Genomic DNA, 19725 nt, shown 5'->3' with positions numbered 1-19725 from the left:
AAACTCAATTACGTTTGGTTTGTTTTTTATCTGGAATTTTGTAAAATCCAAGCGGCTTAACCCTATATATAATTTAAAAGTATTAAAATATCGATTTTATAATTAAATCTATTGCTATTGAAATTCAATACATATTATACTTTAGAAAACGCTTGCAAATGGAGGGGATTAAGTGACAAAATTACTATGGCAATCATACGAAAATCGATTGAATTTATTAAAACGATTAGTGAATCATCAAACGATTACTAATTCTGAAGGTGAGCTAACATTTCCAAACTTCGTAAAGCAGCTATTGTTACAACTTACATACTTTCAAGAACATAAAAAGCATATTCAAATGACACAAACTGAAGACGATAAGGAAGCTGTCGTTGCATTTTATCAAGCTAATACTTCAGCAAAAACAATTGTGTTGATTAGTCATTATGACACTGTTGGTGTAGAGGATTATGGAAATTTTCAGCCTAACGCATTCAATCCAGATGAATTAAAATCATTATTTTCCCAAAATCATCATTATTTAAATGCAGAAGCAATTGAAGACTTAAATAATGATACCTATTTATTTGGCCGAGGCACAATGGATATGAAAGCAGGGCTTATGTTGCATCTTTCATTAATTGAATTAGCCAGTGTTGAATCATGGGATATTAATTTAATTTTAGTTACAGTGCCGGATGAAGAGGTCAATTCTTCTGGGATGCGTAAAGCAGTAGAAACTATTGCTCAGTTAAAGCAACAATATCAACTGGATATACAGTTGCATTTAAATAGTGAACCTACTTTTCAACAAGCTGGTATGGATGAAAAGCATTATATATATTCCGGGTCTATTGGAAAAATCATGCCTGGTGTATTATGTTATGGCAAAGAAACGCATGTAGGGAATCCATTAGAAGGTTTGAGTTCTAACTTTATGATGAGCTATATTACGCAAGCGATTGAATACAATAATGCATTTAAAGAAGTTTTTGAAAATGAAGCAACGCCAGTTCCAGTGTCACTGCATACGAGAGATATTAAATTGGCATACGATGTCCAAACACCCTTCAGAACGATAGGATTATTTAATGTTTTTCTTTTTAAAAATAAGCCTGCTGGTGTGTTTAGACAATTCATCGATTCAGTTGTACGGGCTACAGAACGCTGTGAAAGTGAGTGGCTCTCAATATTAGAAGAGCAAGAGAGACAGTTTGATACGAAAATTAATGTACTGACGTATGAACAATTAAAGCAATATGCTATTAAACGGCATGGCGAAGCTTATATAACTAAGCAAATTGATAAGGCAATTCAAGAAACGGATGAGTTACATTTACAAAGCGTCAATGTTGTTGATGCGTTAATGCAAACTTGTAGAGATATTGCACCAGCAGTAGTGACATTTTTTGCAACGCCATATTATCCTGCTGTTAATGCCTCTTATGATACACGTATTGAATCAACGGTTGAATTAGTACGTCAAACGATGCGTGATCAATTCCAACGTCAAAGTGAACGTGTGCACTATTTTAATGGTATAAGCGATAGTAGTTATTTGAATTTTGATGGAGATCTGGAACAAATTGCTGCTTATGAAAATAACACGCCTAATTTTAATAAAACATATCAACTACCTTTTGAAGCAATTAAAGCGATTAGTGCGCCGATATTATTATGTGGACCGATAGGTAAAGACGCGCATAAAATCAGTGAACGTTTGCATAAAAAAAGCGCATTTGAAGAATTACCTGTTGTTTTAGAACAAATTATTAATTTTTATATTGATTCAGCAGTAGAGCAATAATAAAATGTAATATTTTCTTAAATAAATTTTTATAATCTATGACTTGTTAGTTTATAGGATAGTGCGATATATTAGTGAATATATTCATTGCACAGGTATTTCCACATGAAGAAAATGGAGTGGTAACAATATGATAGAGGCGTATAAAAGTTTTTGGAAGAGATATGCTGACTTTAAAGGGAAATCAGATAGATTAGAGTTCTGGACACCAGTATTGGTTCATATCATAGGCATCTTTATCGTAGCGTTGATAGGCGCAATTAGCTTTATAACAGGAGCTTTTGTTGTCGCAGCGATTTTATCTGCACTTGTTGGTATATTTGCTTTAGTAATCATGGTACCTATGGTTTCAGTGACATTAAGAAGATTTTATGATGCAGGTAAAAAAAGGGTTACTGCACTCATCTTAATCATTTTATCGATATTCATTAATATCTTATTCGATATTATACAAATTAATAGCGTTGCAATTATATTAAATGTTGTATCAATAATTTGTACAATTATATTGATTGTTGAGACGCTACTGCCCTCACGTGAAGTTCCTGAGTCAGAATTGAAATGGTTATAATAATAAATCTCATAAGCTGAGTTAAACTTTATCTAGTTAGCTTTGTGAGAGCGTGGATATGAAATCAAATTTTGATTGCATATCCACGCTCTTTTTTTGTGCCTTTTAATAAAAGAGATCTATCAATATAATTTTTATGAAAATTCATTGTATTTAGGAATAATAAATTTATACTATAGTAAAAAGGAGGGGTTCTATGGAATGGTTAAAATTAATAGGAATTTTGATTATCATATTAGGATTTGTATTTAAAGTCGATACTATTGCAGTTATTTTAATTGCCGCAGTAGTTACTGGTATTGTGTCGGGATTAGATTTATATGAAATCCTAGATACATTAGGGAAGGCGTTTGTTGATAATAGGTTGGTGACTTTGTTCATTTTAACTTTACCGATGGTTGGATTAATAGAAAGATTTGGATTGAAAAAACAAGCATCTCATTTAATAGGAAAGGTAAAACGTGTAACAAGTGGACGATTGCTGACGATTTACTTAGTGGTTAGAGAGCTAGCTGGTGTGGCATCGATTCGTATAGGCGGACATCCACAATTTGTCAGACCACTTATTAATCCGATGGTACAAGGTGCGTTAAAAACACGCTATAACTTAAAAGATGAAGAAGTCGATGCAACAGATATTGAGAAGATAAAAGCACAAGCATCTGCAATGGAAAATTATGGCAATTTCTTCGGTCAAAATTTATTTGTTGGTGCGGCAGGTGTGCTACTTATGGTTGGAACATTCCAGTCATTAAACATTAAAGTCGATGCAGTAGACCTCGTATTAGCATCATTACCAATAGCAATTATCGTTTTCATTATTGTATGGATTAATAATATAAGGTTTGATAAGTATTTAGATAAAAAGTATGGCACGAAGCAGGTGAATAAAAATGACTGAAAACGCATTGAATAATATCTTAGAGCTCTTTTACATATTAATAGGTTTACAATTACTTTATACAGCGTATCGTGTATTAAAAGCTTCGTCACATCAGAAAAAGTATGGGACAGCACTATTTTGGATTTTGTTGGCGGCGACTTTTATTGTTGGACCTTATATACCAAATGTAATAAACGGCATATTTATTTTAGTCATGGGTGGATTAACATTATTTAAACAAGTGACAATCAAAAATATTATTGATGTCGATGAAGCAACGGGTGATAAAGGTGCACAGAAGTATGGTAATAAATTATTTGTGCCAGCTATTATATTAGCTGTAGCTGCCATCGCAGTATCAAATTGGACGCCCTTAGGTGGAGCAATTGGTTTAGGTATATCCTCTGTTTTAGGCTTAATAGCCGCTTACATTGTAATTAAACCTAATGGTAAATATGTGCTTTATGATAGTGATAGATTAACGCAACAGATTGGCACTGTAGGTATATTACCTCAGTTTTTAGCAGCTTTAGGTGTACTATTTACAGTTAGTGGCGTTGGAGATGTAATTTCTAAAGGGATATCGTCATTCTTACCGGAAGGCAATCATTTATTAGGCGCTACAGCATATATAGTAGGCATGGTATTATTTACGATGTTGATGGGCAATGCTTTTGCAGCATTTACAGTTATCACGGCAAGTATTGGTATTCCATTTGTTATAGCGCAAGGTGGAGATCCTGTTATAGCTGGTGCTTTAGCAATGACAGGTGGATTTTGTGGCACATTGTTAACACCAATGGCAGCGAACTTTAATACATTGCCAGTAGCATTATTAGAAATGAAAGATGAATTTGGTGTTATTAAAGCACAAACACCTATTGCGATTTTATTAATTTTTATACACATTGGTTTAATGTATTTTTGGGCTTTTTAAATCATAATCATTGAGAGTTAGTGGATTAAAAATAAAGGAGGCTATTAAATGATGAATATATTAATAACGGGTTTTGACCCTTTTGGTGGCGAAGCAATTAATCCTGCTTTAGAAGCTGTAAAACTTTTGCCAGATGAAATTGAAGGTCATAAGATAGATAAATTAGAAATGCCAACTGTATTTCATAAAAGTAATGAGGTTGTAGTAGAACAATTAAATCAAAAGGAATATGATATTGTTTTAGCAATTGGACAAGCAGGTGGTAGGTTTGAATTAACACCGGAACGTGTCGGAATCAATATAGATGATGCGCGTATTCCAGATAATGAAGGCAATCAACCAATTGATGAAGCCATTCAACCAACAGGAGCATCTGCTTATTTTTCGAATCTACCGGTTAAACGTATGACTGAGGCAATAAAATCACAAGGTGTACCGGCACGCTTATCAAATACTGCTGGCACGTTTGTATGTAATCATATTTTATATCAACTTGGTTACTTACAGGCGACACAATTTCCAAATATTAAATTTGGTTTTATCCATGTGCCGTTTATACCTGAACAAGTTACTGACAAGGCAGAAAAGCCATCGATGTCTATTCAGACGATTGCTAAAGGTTTGAAAGCCGCGCTTGAAGCGGTTATTGAATCAGACAAAGATATTAAAGTGGCATTAGGAGAAACACACTAAAAAATTACATCATAACAAATAAGCGTACGTCTACTTTATGTAGGACATACGCTCTATTTTTATATAGTGAAATTATTGATCGTGTTCTGTTCTTGTGAAATTCATTCTTATTTCATTATATGTTTTACCGAGATAGGTAGGTTTTTTTTCAGATGTTCGTTTGAAACCGATCTGTTCATAGAAATGGACGGCGTTATCGTTTTCTTCAACGACCCACAGCATTACGTTATCTGGGTAAGATAATTCTAATGCACGTTGTGTTAGCGCAAAGCCAATCATATGGTGTTGATAATCTTCTAATAGATATGATGCGAAGATTTCGCTCCAATCATCTGAAGTCGTTGATGTTTGGGTCTTGCCATAGGAAATAAAACCTACAATTTCGTTATTTACAATAGCAACTAATGTTGGTACATCATGTAAGGAGGACTGCTTGATAAATTTTTCTTTATCAAGGTTTTCTAAGTAATCATTCTTAGCTATGTCATCGTATGTTTCCAGCCAGCTTTCATAATGAACTATCGCTTTACCGTGCTTATCTTTTTCGGACAAGGTTCTAATTGTAAATTCCATAGAATGTCCTCCTTTATATACTAAATTGATATTATTATAGCATCATTTATTTTTAAAAAGAAATATTTACACTTTTAATAGTAATGTAGAATAAATATATTACGTGATGATGTTGTGTTAACGGTTAATATTTATTTTATTAATTAGTGTGACTCAAAAATTGTGCGGATTACTTAATGATCTATAAGAGAATATGTAATAATGATAGTGTTATGAAATAGAGGAATGTGATAAAAATGAAAATAGGTATGATTTCAGATTTGCATGTAGATAGACATAAGACACTGACACCTGAAGATTATCAACAAGTATTAATTAAAGTAATAAATCAACGTGGTATAGAATTGTTGCTTATTGCAGGAGATATATCCAATAATTATAATTTAACCCAACAATTTATTGAGCGTCTTGAAAGCACAACACAAATAAAAGTGTTGTTTATTCCGGGTAACCATGATTTTTGGGCTACAGATACAGGTGCCACATCAGCCGAGATTTTAGATTTTTATATGTCGATGGAGACGTGCTTAATTGGTAAACCTTATGACATAAATGATGAGTGGGCCATTGTCGGGAACACAGGTTGGTATGATTATACGTATGCGGACCCTAAATTTTCAATAGAAAGAATTGCTCGTAGAAAGTATTATGGAGCAACATGGCAAGATAAAGTGAAAATTGACTGGCCTATGGAAGATAGAAAACTATCTCGCATTGCCGCCAAACAGACGACAAAAGATATTGAAAAAGTTAAACATAAAAAAGTGATACTCATGACGCATATCGTAACGCATCCAAAATTTGCAGTCCCGATGCCACACCGCATATTTGATTATTTTAATGCGTTTATAGGCACATCAGATTTTGATACATTATACGAACAATACGATATTCGCTATAGCATTATGGGACATGTTCATTTTAGAAACGCATTTGAAGAACGTGGTGTCACATACATTTGTCCTTGTTTAGGTTACCAAAGAGAATGGCGTTCATCTGATATAGAACAAGAAATCAATCATGCATTATATAGTATTTCAATTTTCTAGTCAGTCTCGTAGGGGCGAGAACACGAAATCAAATTTTGAATTCTGTATCGTCCCTATTTTTATTTTGTTAAAAACATGATGGTTGAATATAAAAACTCATGCGGCCAGGTGCGTTATAACTTTGTTCTAATTTAGATTTTTTAATTTTAATAATTTGGAATTTATTCGGTATGATTGCAGGAATAAGGATTGCTTTGCTTAAGTGTGACCATAATGGATCAATATAATAATAATGATATTCGTCATAACCAATCAGTACAGTTACATGAATATTGGACACTAACTGAGTTGGACGGTTATCTAATTTAAATGTACGTTTCGCTGGACGCTGTCCTAGCACAGTATGATAAATCGCCACAGGTTGATCTCGGTCAATAATGCCACATAGATCATTTAAAGATTGCCCAGTACTATCACTGAAATGCGCATCGTATTGTTTTAAATGAGGAACTAAAGCAGTCGGGAATATGGTTTGATGATGCCCCCATTTAATCCATAGATGATTGCCCACATAACCTTTATAAGGGTTATTCGCATGTCTGGGCCAATGTTTCATGATTTGTGTAGCTGTAATAGTGCGGTCATTAAATTGTAGTATCATGGCAGCAGATACACCTTCACATCCCATAATCATAGGAATAGGGAAAAGCTGACTAATTGGTTTTACAGATAAAATTTTTCGACTCATGCTGTATATCTCCTCGTTTAATTTGTAAAAATGAACTTATGCTGAAATATATTTTATTATATAACCATTAGTTGAAGATGCATATTAAGATGCCTGAATGACCAGATAATAGTTCACGATAGAAATCGCATATGCATTTTGGTTATAATAGCAAAAAGGGGTGCATGTGTATGGAATATAGATTGGAAACGCTATCACAGACTTCGGTTTTAGGTATAAAAAAGGAGTATGCAACTGGTCAAAAAGCGCAAGAAGATATATTTAATTTATGGATGGATTTTGATGATAATGGGAAGAAACAGGAATTAATGCCACTAGGTAATAATCAATTGCAAGGTCTTTTAGCTGTTTTTAAGCCACTTGCTAATGGTGAAGTGCATTGCCTCATTGGCGTTACCAATGATACAGTTCAAGGGCAATGGCATCGAACAGAATTATCTGAGGGGAGATACATTGTCTTTGATGCTAAAGGGTCAGTGCCTGAGTCTATTAAAAAAGGTATGGAAAAGATAAATAGACATATTTTACCTACATTGGATTACGAATTTCGCGATGCGCCATTTTTTGAGTTGTATAAAGAAGGAGCAATAAGATCAGAAGAATATATTACAGAAATTTGGCTTCCTATCGTTTAGATAAATAATAGTAACACAAAATAAAAGGGAGCCTCCAAAAATTTGGAAGTTCCCTTTAATAATAGGACTGATGTCTCATCTATCTTGTATAGATTAGTTATTCAGTACACTTTTTCTAGTAGCAAATTTTAAGCTTAGCTCTAATGAAATAATTAGCACTGTAGTAATAACTAAAATAGTTAAATATGGCATGACGCTATATCCACCTTGTAAACCAACTAGCGGAGAAATCACACCACCTAGAATAAATTGGAAAAGACCAAGTAAACTAGAGGCATTGCCACTACCGCCTGTACGTGATTCCATAGCTAAGGTGAAGCTTAGCGGGCCAATACCTGTTACTGGGCAAACATTTAAGAAGAATGCGATGACTAGAACCCAGGTTGGTAAGTGTAATATTAGTGTGATACAAATTAACACGACCCCTGCAATTTGTATCATTGTTAGTGCAATAAGTAATACATACCGATTTATATAGCCTACTAAAATAGCAGTGAGCTGACTCATGATAATTAACCCAATGCCATTTATCGCAAATAGTACACTAAATTGTTGTGGTGTCATATCATAAATTTTCTGCGTAATAAAAGGTGCTGCGGATGAAAAACTGAATAACATTACATATGTCAGTCCTTGTAACAACATAGGAATAACAAATGCTGGTTTTTTCAACAAATAACCGAAGTCTTTAAAAATGGTACCAAAGTTAAGTTTTGAAAGTTCGGCCGTTCTTGTTTCTTCCATTTTGAATAGGGCGAAAAAGAATATAATCATACTTACAATTGTTAAAATGAAGAAGATAGCTTGCCAGTTTGAGACACTTAAGGCGTAGCCACCGATAAGTGGAGCGATAATGGTAATAATCCCATTAACGACAAGAAGTGAAGCGAGACCTTTGGCTAATGCTTTACCTTTATGCAAATCGCCTATAGAGGCCTTAGCTATGACGATGGCACCGCCACCAGTCAAACCTTGTATCAAACGAATTGTTAATAAGGTAGACATAGAAGTTGCGAATACTGCAATAAATGAAGCAACTGCATATAATATGATAATGATTAACGCAATCTTTTTACGTCCATATGCATCTGACAAAGGTCCAAAGATAAATTGTCCTATTGCGAGTCCTATCATTGCGAAGGACAGTGTGAGTTGCGCTTGAGAAGCGGTTGTATTAAAATCACTTTGTACACTTGGTAATGATGGAACGTACATATCTATTGTTAAAGGACCAAAAGTAGTCATAATACCCAACACAATAATTACAATTAACGGTAGTTGGCGATTTGAAGTTTTGTCCATGTTAAGTACTCCTTTAAATTTCTTTCTATTGCATTATTATATACAAGTTTAATTATTCTGTAACTAAGTAATTATCCCATATGAATTTAGAAATGCAATGGTAATTTACATACTAAAAAACAAGTAGGACGTGCGAAACAATTATAAATATGAATCAAAGGAGTAAGCTCATGAATTTAAATAAAACCCACTATGAAATTATAAAGTTTATCATTGTTGGTGGTATTAATACATTAATTTACTACATAATCTATCTTATCTTGTTGAAATTAATAGATTTAAATTACTTAGTCAGCCATGTAAGTGGTTTTATGGTTAGTTTTATAATTTCATATTACTTAAACTGCCACTTTGTATATAAAGTAAAACCCACGTGGCGTAAATTTATTCAATTTCCATTAACGCAGGTTGTGAATATGGGCATGCAGACATTACTATTGTACATATTTGTCCAGTGGCTTCATATTTCTTCAGTAATTGCACCATTTGCAGGATTAATTATAACGATTCCTATTACTTTTGTATTATCAAAATATATACTTAAAGACTGATTTTTAAATGACTTAAAATTAAAGTTAGAACAGTAATGACTTTTGTTTTTGTACAATTTAACAACTTTATTTAGGAAAGACTAAAAAAATAATTAGATTATTTATATTAAATAATTTTTGAATAAAAATTGTTGTAAATATGCTTTTGATAGGTCATAATAAATGTTCTATATCAATTAAGGTGGACATCAGACATGACACAAAGTGAAAATTTGAAAACTGCGCAAAAAGGCGCTTATTTAAGTTTGATTGTATATATCGTGCTTTCAATTGCCAAATTTATTGTTGGTTCTATGTACGATTCAGCAGCAGTTAGAGCAGATAGTTTAAATAATATGACTGATATTGTAGTCTCGTTAGCGGTTATTATAGGACTGAAAATTTCTATTAAACCTGCGGATAAAAACCATCCTTATGGACACTTAAAATCAGAGAATATTTCAACGTTACTCGTTTCATTTATTATAATGTTTGTAGGTTTACAAGTCGTGATAGAAAGTGTGCCTAAAATATTTTCTGAAAATCATCCTACACCTAATGTAATTACGATATATGTCAGTGTAATAAGTGGTATTATTATGTTGATAGTATTTTATATTAATCAAAAATTAGCCGAACGTACGAATAGTAGTTCCCTTAATTCGGCGGCAAAGGATAATTTATCAGATGCATTAGTTAGTATTGGAACAGCTGTAGGATTAATTTTCACACAATTTGGTTTGCCAATTCTTGATACAGTACTAGCGACGGTTTTAGGTTTACTTATTATATATACTGGTTTTAGAATATTTAAAGAGTCAATATTTACTTTAAGTGATGGGTTTAATGAACAAGAATTAGAAGCTTATAAAAATTATGTTTTAGAAATAGAAGATGTGATTGACGTGGAAAATATTAAAGGACGATATCATGGCAGTAGCATCTTTGTAGATGTAACTATTGTCGTAGAATCAGATCTATCCTTAGAAGATGCGCATCATATTTGTGATAAAGTGGAACAACATATGCATGAGAAAGGTATTTCTTCAGTATATGTACATCCCGAACCAGCATCGATACAATAATTAAAACTAAATATGTTTGTGGTTGATTTCTGACTGTCGACAATTGTTGGCAGTTTTTTGTGCAAGCTTTTGCAGTTATAAACATAGTTATTATATATTTTATATTCGCTTGCCTAGGGCACAGTCTCATCCTGTAGTCTTCAAATCGTGCTAAATTAGCTAATCAAAAGTCAGCAAAAATGCAGTTGTTTGATAAATTAATTAAGAATATAAAAAGAGACCTGAAAGTAATTTCAGGTCTGCAAATTAATTATATTTTAAATCCTTATATATTCAAACTTAGTGCTTGAACATATAAGTACTGCTTACCACCAGCCATTAGCTAGACGGAAATCAATTGCTGCATCGATTGAACCGTAACGGTCTTCAGCATAGTTAATCATGCCTTTAGTTTGTTCTTCAACTGTGCCAGTGCCCCAAGCTTCTTTAGTTTGTCCTAAGCCTTTATAACCTAATTCGTTTACTGCTTCAGGATCCCCGCTTGATTCAGGCATTACGATATTGTCCCATAGTGCTTTTGTACCGCCTGCTTCTATAAATTCACTGTATACGTCATTGTTAGTTTGAGTAGTTTGTTGTGTTGATGTCTCAGCCGCGTCAGCTGTTGATACGCTTGAACTTACGCCTAAACCAGTTGCTGCTATAGTAATCGATGCGAAAGATGCTAATAATAATTTTTTCATTTTTTAAATCCTCCTAATTGATTTACCTGTATACTATATTGAATATCACAGGTCATGTTTTTACACTTAAATACTTAAAAATTTAATGAATAATAGCTATTTGCTGTTTTTTTAATTCAACGTTTATAACTGTAACATCAAAAAAGGCTCTGTAGGTTACAGAAAAATAAAAAGAAAGTATCTTTTATGAATAAATGAATACAATCATTTCAAAATAAAGTGTAAATTGTTATAATTTTAATATAGAAACGCGATAATTATTGCAGGAATGCGTGAGTGGTTAGCTTTGTAACTATAAATAATGAGTATTATTGCTGTAACATTCCTGTAAATATCGTATAAAACCATATTTTTATGTAATGGAAAGAAGGAAATATTATGCCAAAATTAATTTTATGTAGACATGGGCAAAGCTCATGGAATGCTGAAAATTTATTTACAGGATGGGCAGATGTAGACTTATCTGAACAAGGACAAAATGAAGCAATCACTTCTGGTAAAAAAATAAAAGATCAAGGTATAGAAATTGATATTGTTTACACTTCACTGTTAAAAAGAGCTATTAAAACAACATATCATTTGTTAAACGAATCTGATCAATTATTTATTCCAATAATAAAATCTTGGAGATTAAATGAACGTCATTATGGTGGATTACAAGGCCTAAATAAAGATGATGCTCGAGAAGAGTTTGGTGAAAATCAAGTTCATATTTGGAGAAGGTCATATGATACGCCACCACCAAAACAAAGTGAAGAACAACGAAATAGTTATTTAAACGATAGAAAATATGAACTTATAGATAGAAGAGTTATGCCAGAAGCTGAAAGTTTGAAAGATACGTTGGTCAGAGTTATACCATATTGGAATGATCAAATCTCTCAACAGTTATTAGATGGTAAAACAGTGTTAGTTTCTGCTCATGGTAATTCATTACGAGCACTAATTAAGTATTTAGAGGATGTATCTGACAAAGATATTGTTGATTATGAAATAAAAACAGGTGCACCTCTTATTTATGAGTTAACAAATGATTTAAAAGTTACAGACAAATATTATTTATAATAAAAGGTAAGTAACAAACTGGATAAAGTATATAACAGCTCTGAATTTATAAAAATTCAGAGCTGTTATATACTATCGACAAAGTTTTTTGCGCTTGGCTGGTAGCATCCTGTAAATTTTTTTAAAATATGACTTCGAATTTGAGATATATTTTAATTTTATACTTGCGTACCTACAACACGCCTTAGACGTGAAGCAGCGTGTTCGAATAACGTATCTTATGATTAAAAATTAAACGTTCTTTTTTCTAAAGACTAAAACTACTAATGCTAAGAAAACTACGATATATACAATGTTACCAATAAATAATTCATGTAATTCTAATTTTGTCATTTTTTGGTATATATCATTATCGAGAATTTGGACACTTAGATTCAGCATATTAATAGGGTTCCATTTAAGCCATTCCCATTGTCCAATTGCCATAAATAAAATACCAGCGAGTATAGAAGTGGCAAAATAGAAAATAATACCGACAGCGATTGAGACACCTGGAGTTTTAAGTATACAAGAAAGTAATAACGTTAAACTTAAAATGAGCCACATACCTACATAAGTTGCCAATGATGTTAATAATAAACTTTGTAAAGGAGATAATTGTTCTCCTGTGTGTTTTAAAATATCGATGTCAGAAAAAAATGTAAGGTTAAGTAGTAAACTAATTAAAATACAAATTATAAATATAATTAGCGAGTAGATAAACAAAGCAATAATTTTACTTAAAATAATACTTGTTCTTGTATAATTTCTATAAAGTAAATTTTTAATAGTACCGTAGTGGAATTCCATAGTAATAATTGTACTCGCTTGGATTATCATTAAAAAGATAATCCAAGAAAACCCACTGTAACCTTGTTCAAGTAGTGATTTTGACTCAAATATATTTGAATAGTTTTTGCTTAAAATAGCTAGGCTAATCATGATGATAAAAATAATGATTGGTATAATAGTTGATGATTTCTTCTTAACAATTTTATATAATTCTTGGTTTATCAATGTGCCCATTATTTTTTCTCCTCCTTATGATCGATAATATTAAGCAATACATTTTCCAAATCACTTTCATTCGAATTATTTAATTCTTCCATTGTTGTTTCTTTAACGATAGCCCCATTATCAATAATTAAAATTGAATCAGTTACTTTAACGAGTTCACTTAGCATATGACTTGAAATGAGAAAAGAGACACCTTGTGCTTTGAGTCTTAAGATAGTTTCTCTTACATTTCTCACTGCTTTTGGATCTAATCCATTCATCGGTTCATCTAAGATAACGAGTTGGGGTTGATTTAAAAGGGAAAGTGCAATACCTAACTTCTGTTTCATTCCTAAAGAATAAGCTTTTGCTTTTTTATGTATAAATTGAGTCATTTCTAAATTTTTTATTATCTGCTCCATATTTTCTTTGTTTTTTTCTTCATTAATTAACTTCATATTTTCGTAACCGGTAAGGAATGGGTATACTCCAGGGTTTTCAATTAAAGCACCAATATGCTTACTATTCATAGGTCCATGTAGTTTAAGTGAACCGGATTGATAATTAGAAAGTCCCAAAATAACTTTCATTAACGTTGTCTTCCCAGCACCATTAGCACCGACTAAACCTACGACCTCTCCCTGTTTAAGAGTGAATGATATGTCTTTCAATATTTTTTGCTTCTTAATACTTTTATTAATACTTTCTATAGTTAAAAGTTGCATGGAATTATCCTTTCTAATAAAAAAGTTGGTGTACAATACTATTTTACCGAAAAAGAGAGTACAATAATATACTTTAATTATAAGATTTTTATGAATGTGAATTGTCTTGATTAAAAGTAAATATCGCAGTACAGCCTCTACCTACAATAGTAAGGAGAGGCTGTGTTATGTGACTAAGCTTCAGTGTCACTTAGTCATATGGAATTGAAGATAGACATAATTTAATAGAAATTGACAAACATCATTCTGGAGGGAATTTTAAGATGTCATTACAATTTTAAAGTTGAATTTTACTATAGGATTTAAGTAGAAATATTATTTATTGCGTTTGTGTTGCTGAATAATCTTACGCGCGCGTTTTCGTGTCTTTATATTAGGACTATTTAGGTTGCGACGTGCTGTTTGTACATCTAATTTCATAAAATATTACCTCCTTTATCTATGTGTATTATGAAGTATCACAAACAATTTGTAAATAGTAATTATTACGATTTATAGACAGGTTTAACATTAAAAAGTAATCAATATTATTTGCAATGTTTTTAAGTATATTTAATGTGATGAAGATGAAATGCGTGTATAATGCATAAATGCAGCTATTTTATGGTAGATAGACTAATAAGGAAACAGGAGACAAAATATGAACCAAAAAACCAAAATTTTAATGATATTAATGATGTTGCTTGGCGGTTTCTTCGGACTTTTAAATGAAACGTTATTAACAACAGCATTACCAAGTATAATGAAAGATTTTCAAATAGGTTACACGCAAGTGCAATGGTTAACTACAGCCTTTCTATTGACTAATGGGGTAGTTGTCCCATTGTCAGCGATGGTGATTCAACGATTTTCAACTAGGAAAGTTTTTTTAACAGCAATATTTATATTCTTTATAGGTACTATTATTGCAGGATTTAGTCCTAACTTCTCAATTCTTTTAGGCGGAAGAATTGTTCAAGCATTAGGTTCTGGTATTATGTTGCCGCTTATGATGACTACAATATTAGATATCTTCGAACCTCATGAGCGCGGTAAGTATATGGGGACGTTTGGTTTAGTGATTGGTTTGGCACCAGCGATAGGGCCAACGTTATCAGGTGTACTGGTTGAATACTTCGATTGGCGTTCACTTTTCTTTGTTGTTACACCAATCGCAGCATTAACATTCATCGGTGCCCTTAAGTTTGTGAAAAACGTGGGTACGAATAGAAAAGTACCAGTTGACGTATTATCTATCGTATTATCCATACTAGGATTTGGTGGTTTACTCTATGGTACAAGCTCGATTTCACGTGATGGTTGGAGTGATCCAGTAGTTTTAACAACTGTAATAGGCGGTCTTATCTTAGTAACAAGTTTCATTATTCGTCAAACAAAATTAAAGACGCCATTACTAGACTTTTCAGTGTTCAAAAACAGTCAATTTGCTGTAGGTATTACGATTATGGCATTTACAATGATATCAATGATCGGATCTGAAACAATATTACCAATGTTTGTGCAAAATATAATGAAAGACTCAGCGCTTCAATCTGGTCTTATATTATTACCTGGTGCCATTGTAATGGGGATAATGTCAGTAGCTTCAGGATTTTTATATGAGAAGTATGGTGCTAAAATATTAGCATTAATTGGTATGTCTATTGTCGTAGTAACGACTTCTTATTTTGTAATAATGGATGAGCATACTTCGCCAGCAATTCTTGCAACGGTATATGCAATTCGTATGATAGGTATTGCACTAGGATTGATGCCACTAATGACGCATACAATGAATCAATTATCTCGTGATATGAATGCACATGGTTCATCAATGACAAACACAGTACAACAAATTTCAGCTTCTATTGGTACAGCTGGATTAATTACTGTGATGACTCAAGTTTCTAAAAACTTCACACCTGATATGAGCAATTATAAGGGTATTGGAAAACAAGAGATAGCAGCGCAAATACAACATGAAGCTTTATTAAGTGGGTATCATGGAGCATTTTGGTTTGCTGTTATTATTTCTATTATCAGTTTACTCAGTGTGTTTATGTTGAAAAGTCAACGCAAGATACGAGCAGAACAAAAAGAACTATAATAGATTAATGTGACGAAAAACTATAGACAACACTGTAATTACATTTGTAATTGTGATATTTTTAAACTTAAATAATCTCATAAATACAAGAATGGAGTGCATGTATCATAGAACATTCGATGAAATTAAATAATGACCCATTTCATTTAGTTAAAAATGGGACGAAAACAATCGAAGTTAGATTAAATGATGAAAAAAGGCAAGAAGTACAAAATGGAGATACCATTATATTTACAAATCTCGAAACGGAGGATCAAGTCAACGTAGTAGTCATAGAAACGGTTTATTTCCCTTCATTTCAAGCGTTGATTAATCAATATACGAATCAAGAAATTGGTGCTAAAGAGGAAGAACAGCTTTCTCAAAAATTAGCAGCAATATATCAAATATATTCACAAACTGACGAATTAAATTATGGTGCACTAGCAATTAAAATGCGCTTAGAACATTAACAATAAATTCGGCCTGACATAAATTGTCGAGCCGAATTTTTATGCGTTAAAATCAAAAATTTAAAAAGAAAGATATTCATTTAAAATCACTCTAGAACATTTAAGTTATTCATTGTATGATAATATTTATGGAAGAAGTATATTTTAAAGGTGATTCATGAATAGTCAAACTGGATTTAGGAGTGTGCCAAATAATGAAAAAATTGTTGATCATGATCGCTATATCGACGATTATTGTAGCAGGCTGTAGTAGTGGGAAGTATGCTGATAAAATAGATAAAGCAGTAAATAAACAACAAACATATCAAGAAAACTTATCTAAAAAACAAAAAGGTGATCTTGAAGAAAAATTCGACAAAAAGAATGCGAATATATACGTTTATGAAAAAGGTGAATATGTCATGCTTGCTTATAAGCCTTTTAAAGAAGACGAAGAAGTACATTATTATACTTATAAATTTGAAGACGATAAAGCAAAACATTTAAAAGATTTTAATTCGAAAGCATATACACACAAACATGAACCTGATTATAAAGAAGAAAATATGGATATTAAGGAATAATTATATTTATTGATATCTAAAATTAAAACTGAGGTGTTTTGGAAAGCATATGAAAAAATTATGGCTATGTTTAGGTTTATTGGCTACTATGTTATTAATAACTGCTTGTTCAAGTGATGAGGATGCACATAAAGATGACAAGCAAAATGCCAATGGGAAAATTAAAATTATAGAATATGGTGATTTTAAATGTTCTTATTGCAAAAAAGTAGAAAGTAATATTATGCCTAAACTTAAAAAAGATTATATAGATAAAGATAAAGTGGATTATCAATTTGTGAATATGGCTTTCCTTGGTGATGATTCAATTATTGGGTCGAGAGCTGGACATGCAGTACAACAAAGCGCACCGAAGCAATACTTAGATTTTCAAAAATTAATGTTTGAACAACAGGGCGATGCTGAAAAAGAATGGATAACTGAATCACTTGTAGATAAACAAATTGATAAATTAAGTATCGACAGTAAACAAAAAGAAAAAATCAAAAAAGATTATAAAACTAAAGATAGTAAATCATGGAAAGCAGCTAAGAAAGATCAAAAACAAGCTGAAGACAAAAATATTGATACAGCACCTACGGTTTATATTGGTGGAGAAAAAGTAGAAGATCCTTATGATTACGACAATTATAAAAAATTAATAGAAAAAAATAAGTAAGTAACTGGTCTAAAGTACAAAAATTGTAATAACAATGTGCTTTAGGCTTTTCTTTTACACGGAAGTAAATCGTAATCATTATTATTTATTATTGCGTTTTGTTAGAAGGCAGTCTATAATTTTAAATCGTAAGTATTACTATTTATAGGAGGATGTAGAATGAAAAAAATACTATACATAATATCTTTGGTCATTACATTTGCAATTGTCATAGCGGGATGTGGCAAAGCTGAAACTAATGAAACAGGGAGCGAAGGTAACAATGATAAAATAAAAATTAATACAACGGTTTTTCCGTTAAAATCATTTGCTAAAGAAATTGGAGGAGACCATGTTTCAGTAGAATCAATTTATCCAGCAGGCACAGACTTACATAGCTATGAACCAACTCAAAAAGACATAATTAACGCGAGTAAATCAGATTTATTTTTATACACAGGTGACAACTTAGATCCTGTTGCTAAAAAAGTAGCTTCAACGATAAAAAATGATGATAAAAAATTATCGTTAGAAGATAAATTAGACAAATCACAATTACTTACAGATCAACATAGTCATGAAGTTGAAGAAGATGGTCATGAGCACGAGGAAGAGGGACATAATCACGGAGGGTATGATCCACATGTTTGGCTAGATCCTAAATTCAATCAAACTTTCGCAAAAGAAATCAAAGATGAATTAATTAAAAAAGATCCAAAACACAAAAATGATTATGAAAAAAATTATAAAAAACTAGATAAAGAACTGAAAAAAATAGATGACGAAATGAAAGATGTTACGAAAGATAAACAAGGCAATGCTGTGTTTATTTCTCATGAATCAATGGGTTATTTATCTGAAAGATATGGTTTTATACAAAAAGGTGTTCAAAACATGAATGCAGAAGATCCATCCCAAAAATCTTTAACAAAAATAGTTAAAGAAATTAACGATTCAGGAGCAAAATATATTTTATATGAAGATAATGTTTCAAATAAAGTTACAGACACAATTCGTAAAGAAACAAAGGCTAAACCATTAAAATTTTATAATATGGAATCACTTAATAAAGAACAACAACAGGATAAGGATTTAACGTACCAATCGCTTATGAATAAAAATATAAAAAATATTGATAAAGCTTTAAGTGATGATATCAAAGTGAATGATGACAAACAGCAAGACAAACATGAGCAAGCAATTTCAGAAGGTTACTTTAAAGATAATCAAGTTAAAGATAGACCATTAACTGATTATAAAGGTGACTGGCAATCAGTATATCCATATTTGAAAGATGGATCATTAGATGATGTGATGAAGCATAAAGCTGAAGAAGATGATTCAATGACAGCAAAAGAGTATAAAGCATATTACGAAAAGGGTTATAAAACAGATATAGATAATATCAATATCACGAGTGACTCAATAACGTTTGAAAAGAATGGCAAAAAGGCGACAGGTAAATATGAGTATGATGGCAAAGATATTTTAAAATATGAAAAAGGGAACAGAGGCGTAAGGTATAGCTTTAAATTAGTGGATAAAGAAAATAAGGACTTACCTAAGTATGTCCAATTTAGTGACCATAATATTGCACCTAAGAAAGCCCATCACTATCATATCTTTATAGGTAACGATAAAGAAAAAGTGATGAAAGAATTAGATAATTGGCCGACATATTATCCTAAAGAATTAAACAGTAAAGAAATTAAATCAGAGATGTTAGCCCATTAATATTGAGGTTTACTGTAAGTCAATTTACTTTTTAAATTTAAAATGAATAAAAAAGTGAATTAAGGGAATG

22 protein-coding genes are annotated in these 19725 nt (G+C 31.8%); 15 read left to right on the top strand and 7 right to left on the bottom strand.

Annotated elements, in window-relative coordinates:
• The first annotated feature begins 172 nt into the window (after window positions 1-172).
• From M4L39_RS11620 to pcp, 5 genes are all read left to right on the top strand, one after another.
• A complete protein-coding gene (locus M4L39_RS11620; RefSeq protein WP_277582181.1) occupies window positions 173-1789 on the top strand; it encodes a M20/M25/M40 family metallo-hydrolase in 1617 nt (538 codons plus the stop codon).
• Window positions 1790-1919: 130 nt separating this feature from the next.
• The gene (locus M4L39_RS11615) at window positions 1920-2360 is read left to right on the top strand and encodes a DUF805 domain-containing protein (RefSeq protein WP_277582180.1); all 441 of its coding nucleotides are present in this window, start codon (window positions 1920-1922) and stop codon (window positions 2358-2360) included.
• Window positions 2361-2556: 196 nt separating this feature from the next.
• The gene (locus tag M4L39_RS11610; protein ID WP_277582179.1) at window positions 2557-3261 is read left to right on the top strand and encodes a DUF969 domain-containing protein; all 705 of its coding nucleotides are present in this window, start codon (window positions 2557-2559) and stop codon (window positions 3259-3261) included.
• The gene (locus M4L39_RS11605) at window positions 3254-4180 is read left to right on the top strand and encodes a DUF979 domain-containing protein (RefSeq protein WP_277582178.1); all 927 of its coding nucleotides are present in this window, start codon (window positions 3254-3256) and stop codon (window positions 4178-4180) included. The genes M4L39_RS11610 and M4L39_RS11605 overlap by 8 nt, the downstream gene beginning before the upstream one ends.
• Before the next feature lie 51 nt (window positions 4181-4231).
• Entirely contained in the window at window positions 4232-4873 is a 642-nt protein-coding gene (gene pcp / locus M4L39_RS11600; protein WP_277582182.1) for a pyroglutamyl-peptidase I, read from the top strand.
• A 72-nt stretch (window positions 4874-4945) separates the two neighbouring features.
• Here the strand turns inward: pcp and M4L39_RS11595 are convergent, their stop codons facing one another.
• A complete protein-coding gene (locus M4L39_RS11595) occupies window positions 4946-5446 on the bottom strand; it encodes a GNAT family N-acetyltransferase (RefSeq protein WP_277582177.1) in 501 nt (166 codons plus the stop codon).
• 236 nt (window positions 5447-5682) lie between these two features.
• On the opposite strand from M4L39_RS11595, the gene M4L39_RS11590 reads away from it, so the two are divergent.
• Window positions 5683-6495, top strand: coding sequence for a metallophosphoesterase (locus tag M4L39_RS11590; protein WP_277582176.1), 813 nt, complete (start codon window positions 5683-5685; stop codon window positions 6493-6495).
• 67 nt (window positions 6496-6562) lie between these two features.
• Here M4L39_RS11590 and M4L39_RS11585 read toward each other — a convergent pair whose 3' ends face one another.
• The gene (locus tag M4L39_RS11585; protein ID WP_277582175.1) at window positions 6563-7183 is read right to left on the bottom strand and encodes a C39 family peptidase; all 621 of its coding nucleotides are present in this window, start codon (window positions 7181-7183) and stop codon (window positions 6563-6565) included.
• Between the two features lie 170 nt (window positions 7184-7353).
• Here M4L39_RS11585 and M4L39_RS11580 point away from each other — a divergent pair, with 170 nt between their 5' ends.
• Complete coding sequence (locus M4L39_RS11580; protein WP_277582174.1) at window positions 7354-7818, top strand: GyrI-like domain-containing protein; 465 nt, start codon at window positions 7354-7356, stop codon at window positions 7816-7818.
• A gap of 93 nt (window positions 7819-7911) precedes the next feature.
• Here M4L39_RS11580 and M4L39_RS11575 read toward each other — a convergent pair whose 3' ends face one another.
• Window positions 7912-9120 carry a multidrug effflux MFS transporter gene (locus M4L39_RS11575; RefSeq protein ID WP_277582173.1) on the bottom strand — a complete coding sequence of 403 codons (1209 nt, stop codon included), beginning with the start codon at window positions 9118-9120 and terminating at the stop codon, window positions 7912-7914.
• A gap of 170 nt (window positions 9121-9290) precedes the next feature.
• Between M4L39_RS11575 and M4L39_RS11570 the strand changes: the two genes are divergently transcribed.
• Complete coding sequence (locus tag M4L39_RS11570; RefSeq protein ID WP_277582172.1) at window positions 9291-9671, top strand: GtrA family protein; 381 nt, start codon at window positions 9291-9293, stop codon at window positions 9669-9671.
• 194 nt (window positions 9672-9865) lie between these two features.
• Entirely contained in the window at window positions 9866-10735 is an 870-nt protein-coding gene (locus tag M4L39_RS11565; protein ID WP_277582171.1) for a cation diffusion facilitator family transporter, read from the top strand.
• Between the two features lie 305 nt (window positions 10736-11040).
• Here the strand turns inward: M4L39_RS11565 and M4L39_RS11560 are convergent, their stop codons facing one another.
• On the bottom strand, window positions 11041-11418 hold the full coding sequence (locus M4L39_RS11560; RefSeq protein WP_277582170.1) for a hypothetical protein: 378 nt from the start codon (window positions 11416-11418) through the stop codon (window positions 11041-11043).
• 378 nt (window positions 11419-11796) lie between these two features.
• On the opposite strand from M4L39_RS11560, the gene M4L39_RS11555 reads away from it, so the two are divergent.
• Complete coding sequence (locus M4L39_RS11555; RefSeq protein ID WP_277582169.1) at window positions 11797-12483, top strand: 2,3-diphosphoglycerate-dependent phosphoglycerate mutase; 687 nt, start codon at window positions 11797-11799, stop codon at window positions 12481-12483.
• Between the two features lie 231 nt (window positions 12484-12714).
• On the opposite strand, the gene M4L39_RS11550 is transcribed toward M4L39_RS11555, so the two are convergent.
• From M4L39_RS11550 to M4L39_RS11540, 3 genes are all read right to left on the bottom strand, one after another.
• Complete coding sequence (locus M4L39_RS11550; protein WP_277582168.1) at window positions 12715-13488, bottom strand: ABC transporter permease; 774 nt, start codon at window positions 13486-13488, stop codon at window positions 12715-12717.
• Complete coding sequence (locus M4L39_RS11545; protein WP_277582167.1) at window positions 13488-14183, bottom strand: ABC transporter ATP-binding protein; 696 nt, start codon at window positions 14181-14183, stop codon at window positions 13488-13490. The genes M4L39_RS11550 and M4L39_RS11545 overlap by 1 nt, the downstream gene beginning before the upstream one ends.
• 315 nt (window positions 14184-14498) lie before the next feature.
• On the bottom strand, window positions 14499-14603 hold the full coding sequence (locus M4L39_RS11540; RefSeq protein ID WP_002511503.1) for a putative metal homeostasis protein: 105 nt from the start codon (window positions 14601-14603) through the stop codon (window positions 14499-14501).
• Between the two features lie 220 nt (window positions 14604-14823).
• Here M4L39_RS11540 and M4L39_RS11535 point away from each other — a divergent pair, with 220 nt between their 5' ends.
• The 5 genes from M4L39_RS11535 to adcA all read left to right on the top strand — a co-directional run bounded on the left by M4L39_RS11535 (window position 14824) and on the right by adcA (window position 19655).
• Window positions 14824-16269, top strand: coding sequence for an MDR family MFS transporter (locus M4L39_RS11535; protein WP_277582166.1), 1446 nt, complete (start codon window positions 14824-14826; stop codon window positions 16267-16269).
• 119 nt (window positions 16270-16388) lie between these two features.
• Window positions 16389-16721: an ASCH domain-containing protein gene (locus M4L39_RS11530; protein WP_277582165.1), complete on the top strand. Its 333-nt coding sequence runs from the start codon at window positions 16389-16391 to the stop codon at window positions 16719-16721.
• 194 nt (window positions 16722-16915) lie between these two features.
• Window positions 16916-17284, top strand: a complete 369-nt coding sequence (locus tag M4L39_RS11525) for a cystatin-like fold lipoprotein (protein WP_277582164.1) — start codon at window positions 16916-16918, stop codon at window positions 17282-17284.
• Between the two features lie 49 nt (window positions 17285-17333).
• A complete protein-coding gene (locus M4L39_RS11520) occupies window positions 17334-17942 on the top strand; it encodes a DsbA family protein (protein WP_277582163.1) in 609 nt (202 codons plus the stop codon).
• A 159-nt stretch (window positions 17943-18101) separates the two neighbouring features.
• Window positions 18102-19655, top strand: coding sequence for a zinc ABC transporter substrate-binding lipoprotein AdcA (adcA, locus tag M4L39_RS11515; protein ID WP_277582162.1), 1554 nt, complete (start codon window positions 18102-18104; stop codon window positions 19653-19655).
• The last annotated feature ends 70 nt before the right edge of the window (window positions 19656-19725 follow it).

The organism is Staphylococcus equorum, from assembly GCF_029531845.1.
In the GTDB taxonomy this organism is placed as follows: domain Bacteria; phylum Bacillota; class Bacilli; order Staphylococcales; family Staphylococcaceae; genus Staphylococcus; species Staphylococcus equorum_C.
The sequence above is the reverse complement of the archived record's forward strand: the minus strand, read 5'-3'. Positions and strand labels throughout refer to the sequence as shown.

Coding starts and splice junctions, on each gene's coding strand:
- M4L39_RS11585 (WP_277582175.1), bottom strand. CDS start 7,183: ATGAGTCGAAAAATTTTATCTGTAAAACCAATTAGTCAGCTTTTCCCT.
- M4L39_RS11555 (WP_277582169.1), top strand. CDS start 11,797: ATGCCAAAATTAATTTTATGTAGACATGGGCAAAGCTCATGGAATGCT.
- M4L39_RS11605 (WP_277582178.1), top strand. CDS start 3,254: ATGACTGAAAACGCATTGAATAATATCTTAGAGCTCTTTTACATATTA.
- M4L39_RS11540 (WP_002511503.1), bottom strand. CDS start 14,603: ATGAAATTAGATGTACAAACAGCACGTCGCAACCTAAATAGTCCTAAT.
- adcA (WP_277582162.1), top strand. CDS start 18,102: ATGAAAAAAATACTATACATAATATCTTTGGTCATTACATTTGCAATT.
- M4L39_RS11550 (WP_277582168.1), bottom strand. CDS start 13,488: ATGGGCACATTGATAAACCAAGAATTATATAAAATTGTTAAGAAGAAA.
- M4L39_RS11595 (WP_277582177.1), bottom strand. CDS start 5,446: ATGGAATTTACAATTAGAACCTTGTCCGAAAAAGATAAGCACGGTAAA.
- M4L39_RS11615 (WP_277582180.1), top strand. CDS start 1,920: ATGATAGAGGCGTATAAAAGTTTTTGGAAGAGATATGCTGACTTTAAA.
- pcp (WP_277582182.1), top strand. CDS start 4,232: ATGAATATATTAATAACGGGTTTTGACCCTTTTGGTGGCGAAGCAATT.
- M4L39_RS11560 (WP_277582170.1), bottom strand. CDS start 11,418: ATGAAAAAATTATTATTAGCATCTTTCGCATCGATTACTATAGCAGCA.
- M4L39_RS11545 (WP_277582167.1), bottom strand. CDS start 14,183: ATGCAACTTTTAACTATAGAAAGTATTAATAAAAGTATTAAGAAGCAA.
- M4L39_RS11520 (WP_277582163.1), top strand. CDS start 17,334: ATGAAAAAATTATGGCTATGTTTAGGTTTATTGGCTACTATGTTATTA.
- M4L39_RS11590 (WP_277582176.1), top strand. CDS start 5,683: ATGAAAATAGGTATGATTTCAGATTTGCATGTAGATAGACATAAGACA.
- M4L39_RS11610 (WP_277582179.1), top strand. CDS start 2,557: ATGGAATGGTTAAAATTAATAGGAATTTTGATTATCATATTAGGATTT.
- M4L39_RS11580 (WP_277582174.1), top strand. CDS start 7,354: ATGGAATATAGATTGGAAACGCTATCACAGACTTCGGTTTTAGGTATA.
- M4L39_RS11575 (WP_277582173.1), bottom strand. CDS start 9,120: ATGGACAAAACTTCAAATCGCCAACTACCGTTAATTGTAATTATTGTG.
- M4L39_RS11525 (WP_277582164.1), top strand. CDS start 16,916: ATGAAAAAATTGTTGATCATGATCGCTATATCGACGATTATTGTAGCA.
- M4L39_RS11535 (WP_277582166.1), top strand. CDS start 14,824: ATGAACCAAAAAACCAAAATTTTAATGATATTAATGATGTTGCTTGGC.
- M4L39_RS11530 (WP_277582165.1), top strand. CDS start 16,389: ATGAAATTAAATAATGACCCATTTCATTTAGTTAAAAATGGGACGAAA.
- M4L39_RS11570 (WP_277582172.1), top strand. CDS start 9,291: ATGAATTTAAATAAAACCCACTATGAAATTATAAAGTTTATCATTGTT.
- M4L39_RS11565 (WP_277582171.1), top strand. CDS start 9,866: ATGACACAAAGTGAAAATTTGAAAACTGCGCAAAAAGGCGCTTATTTA.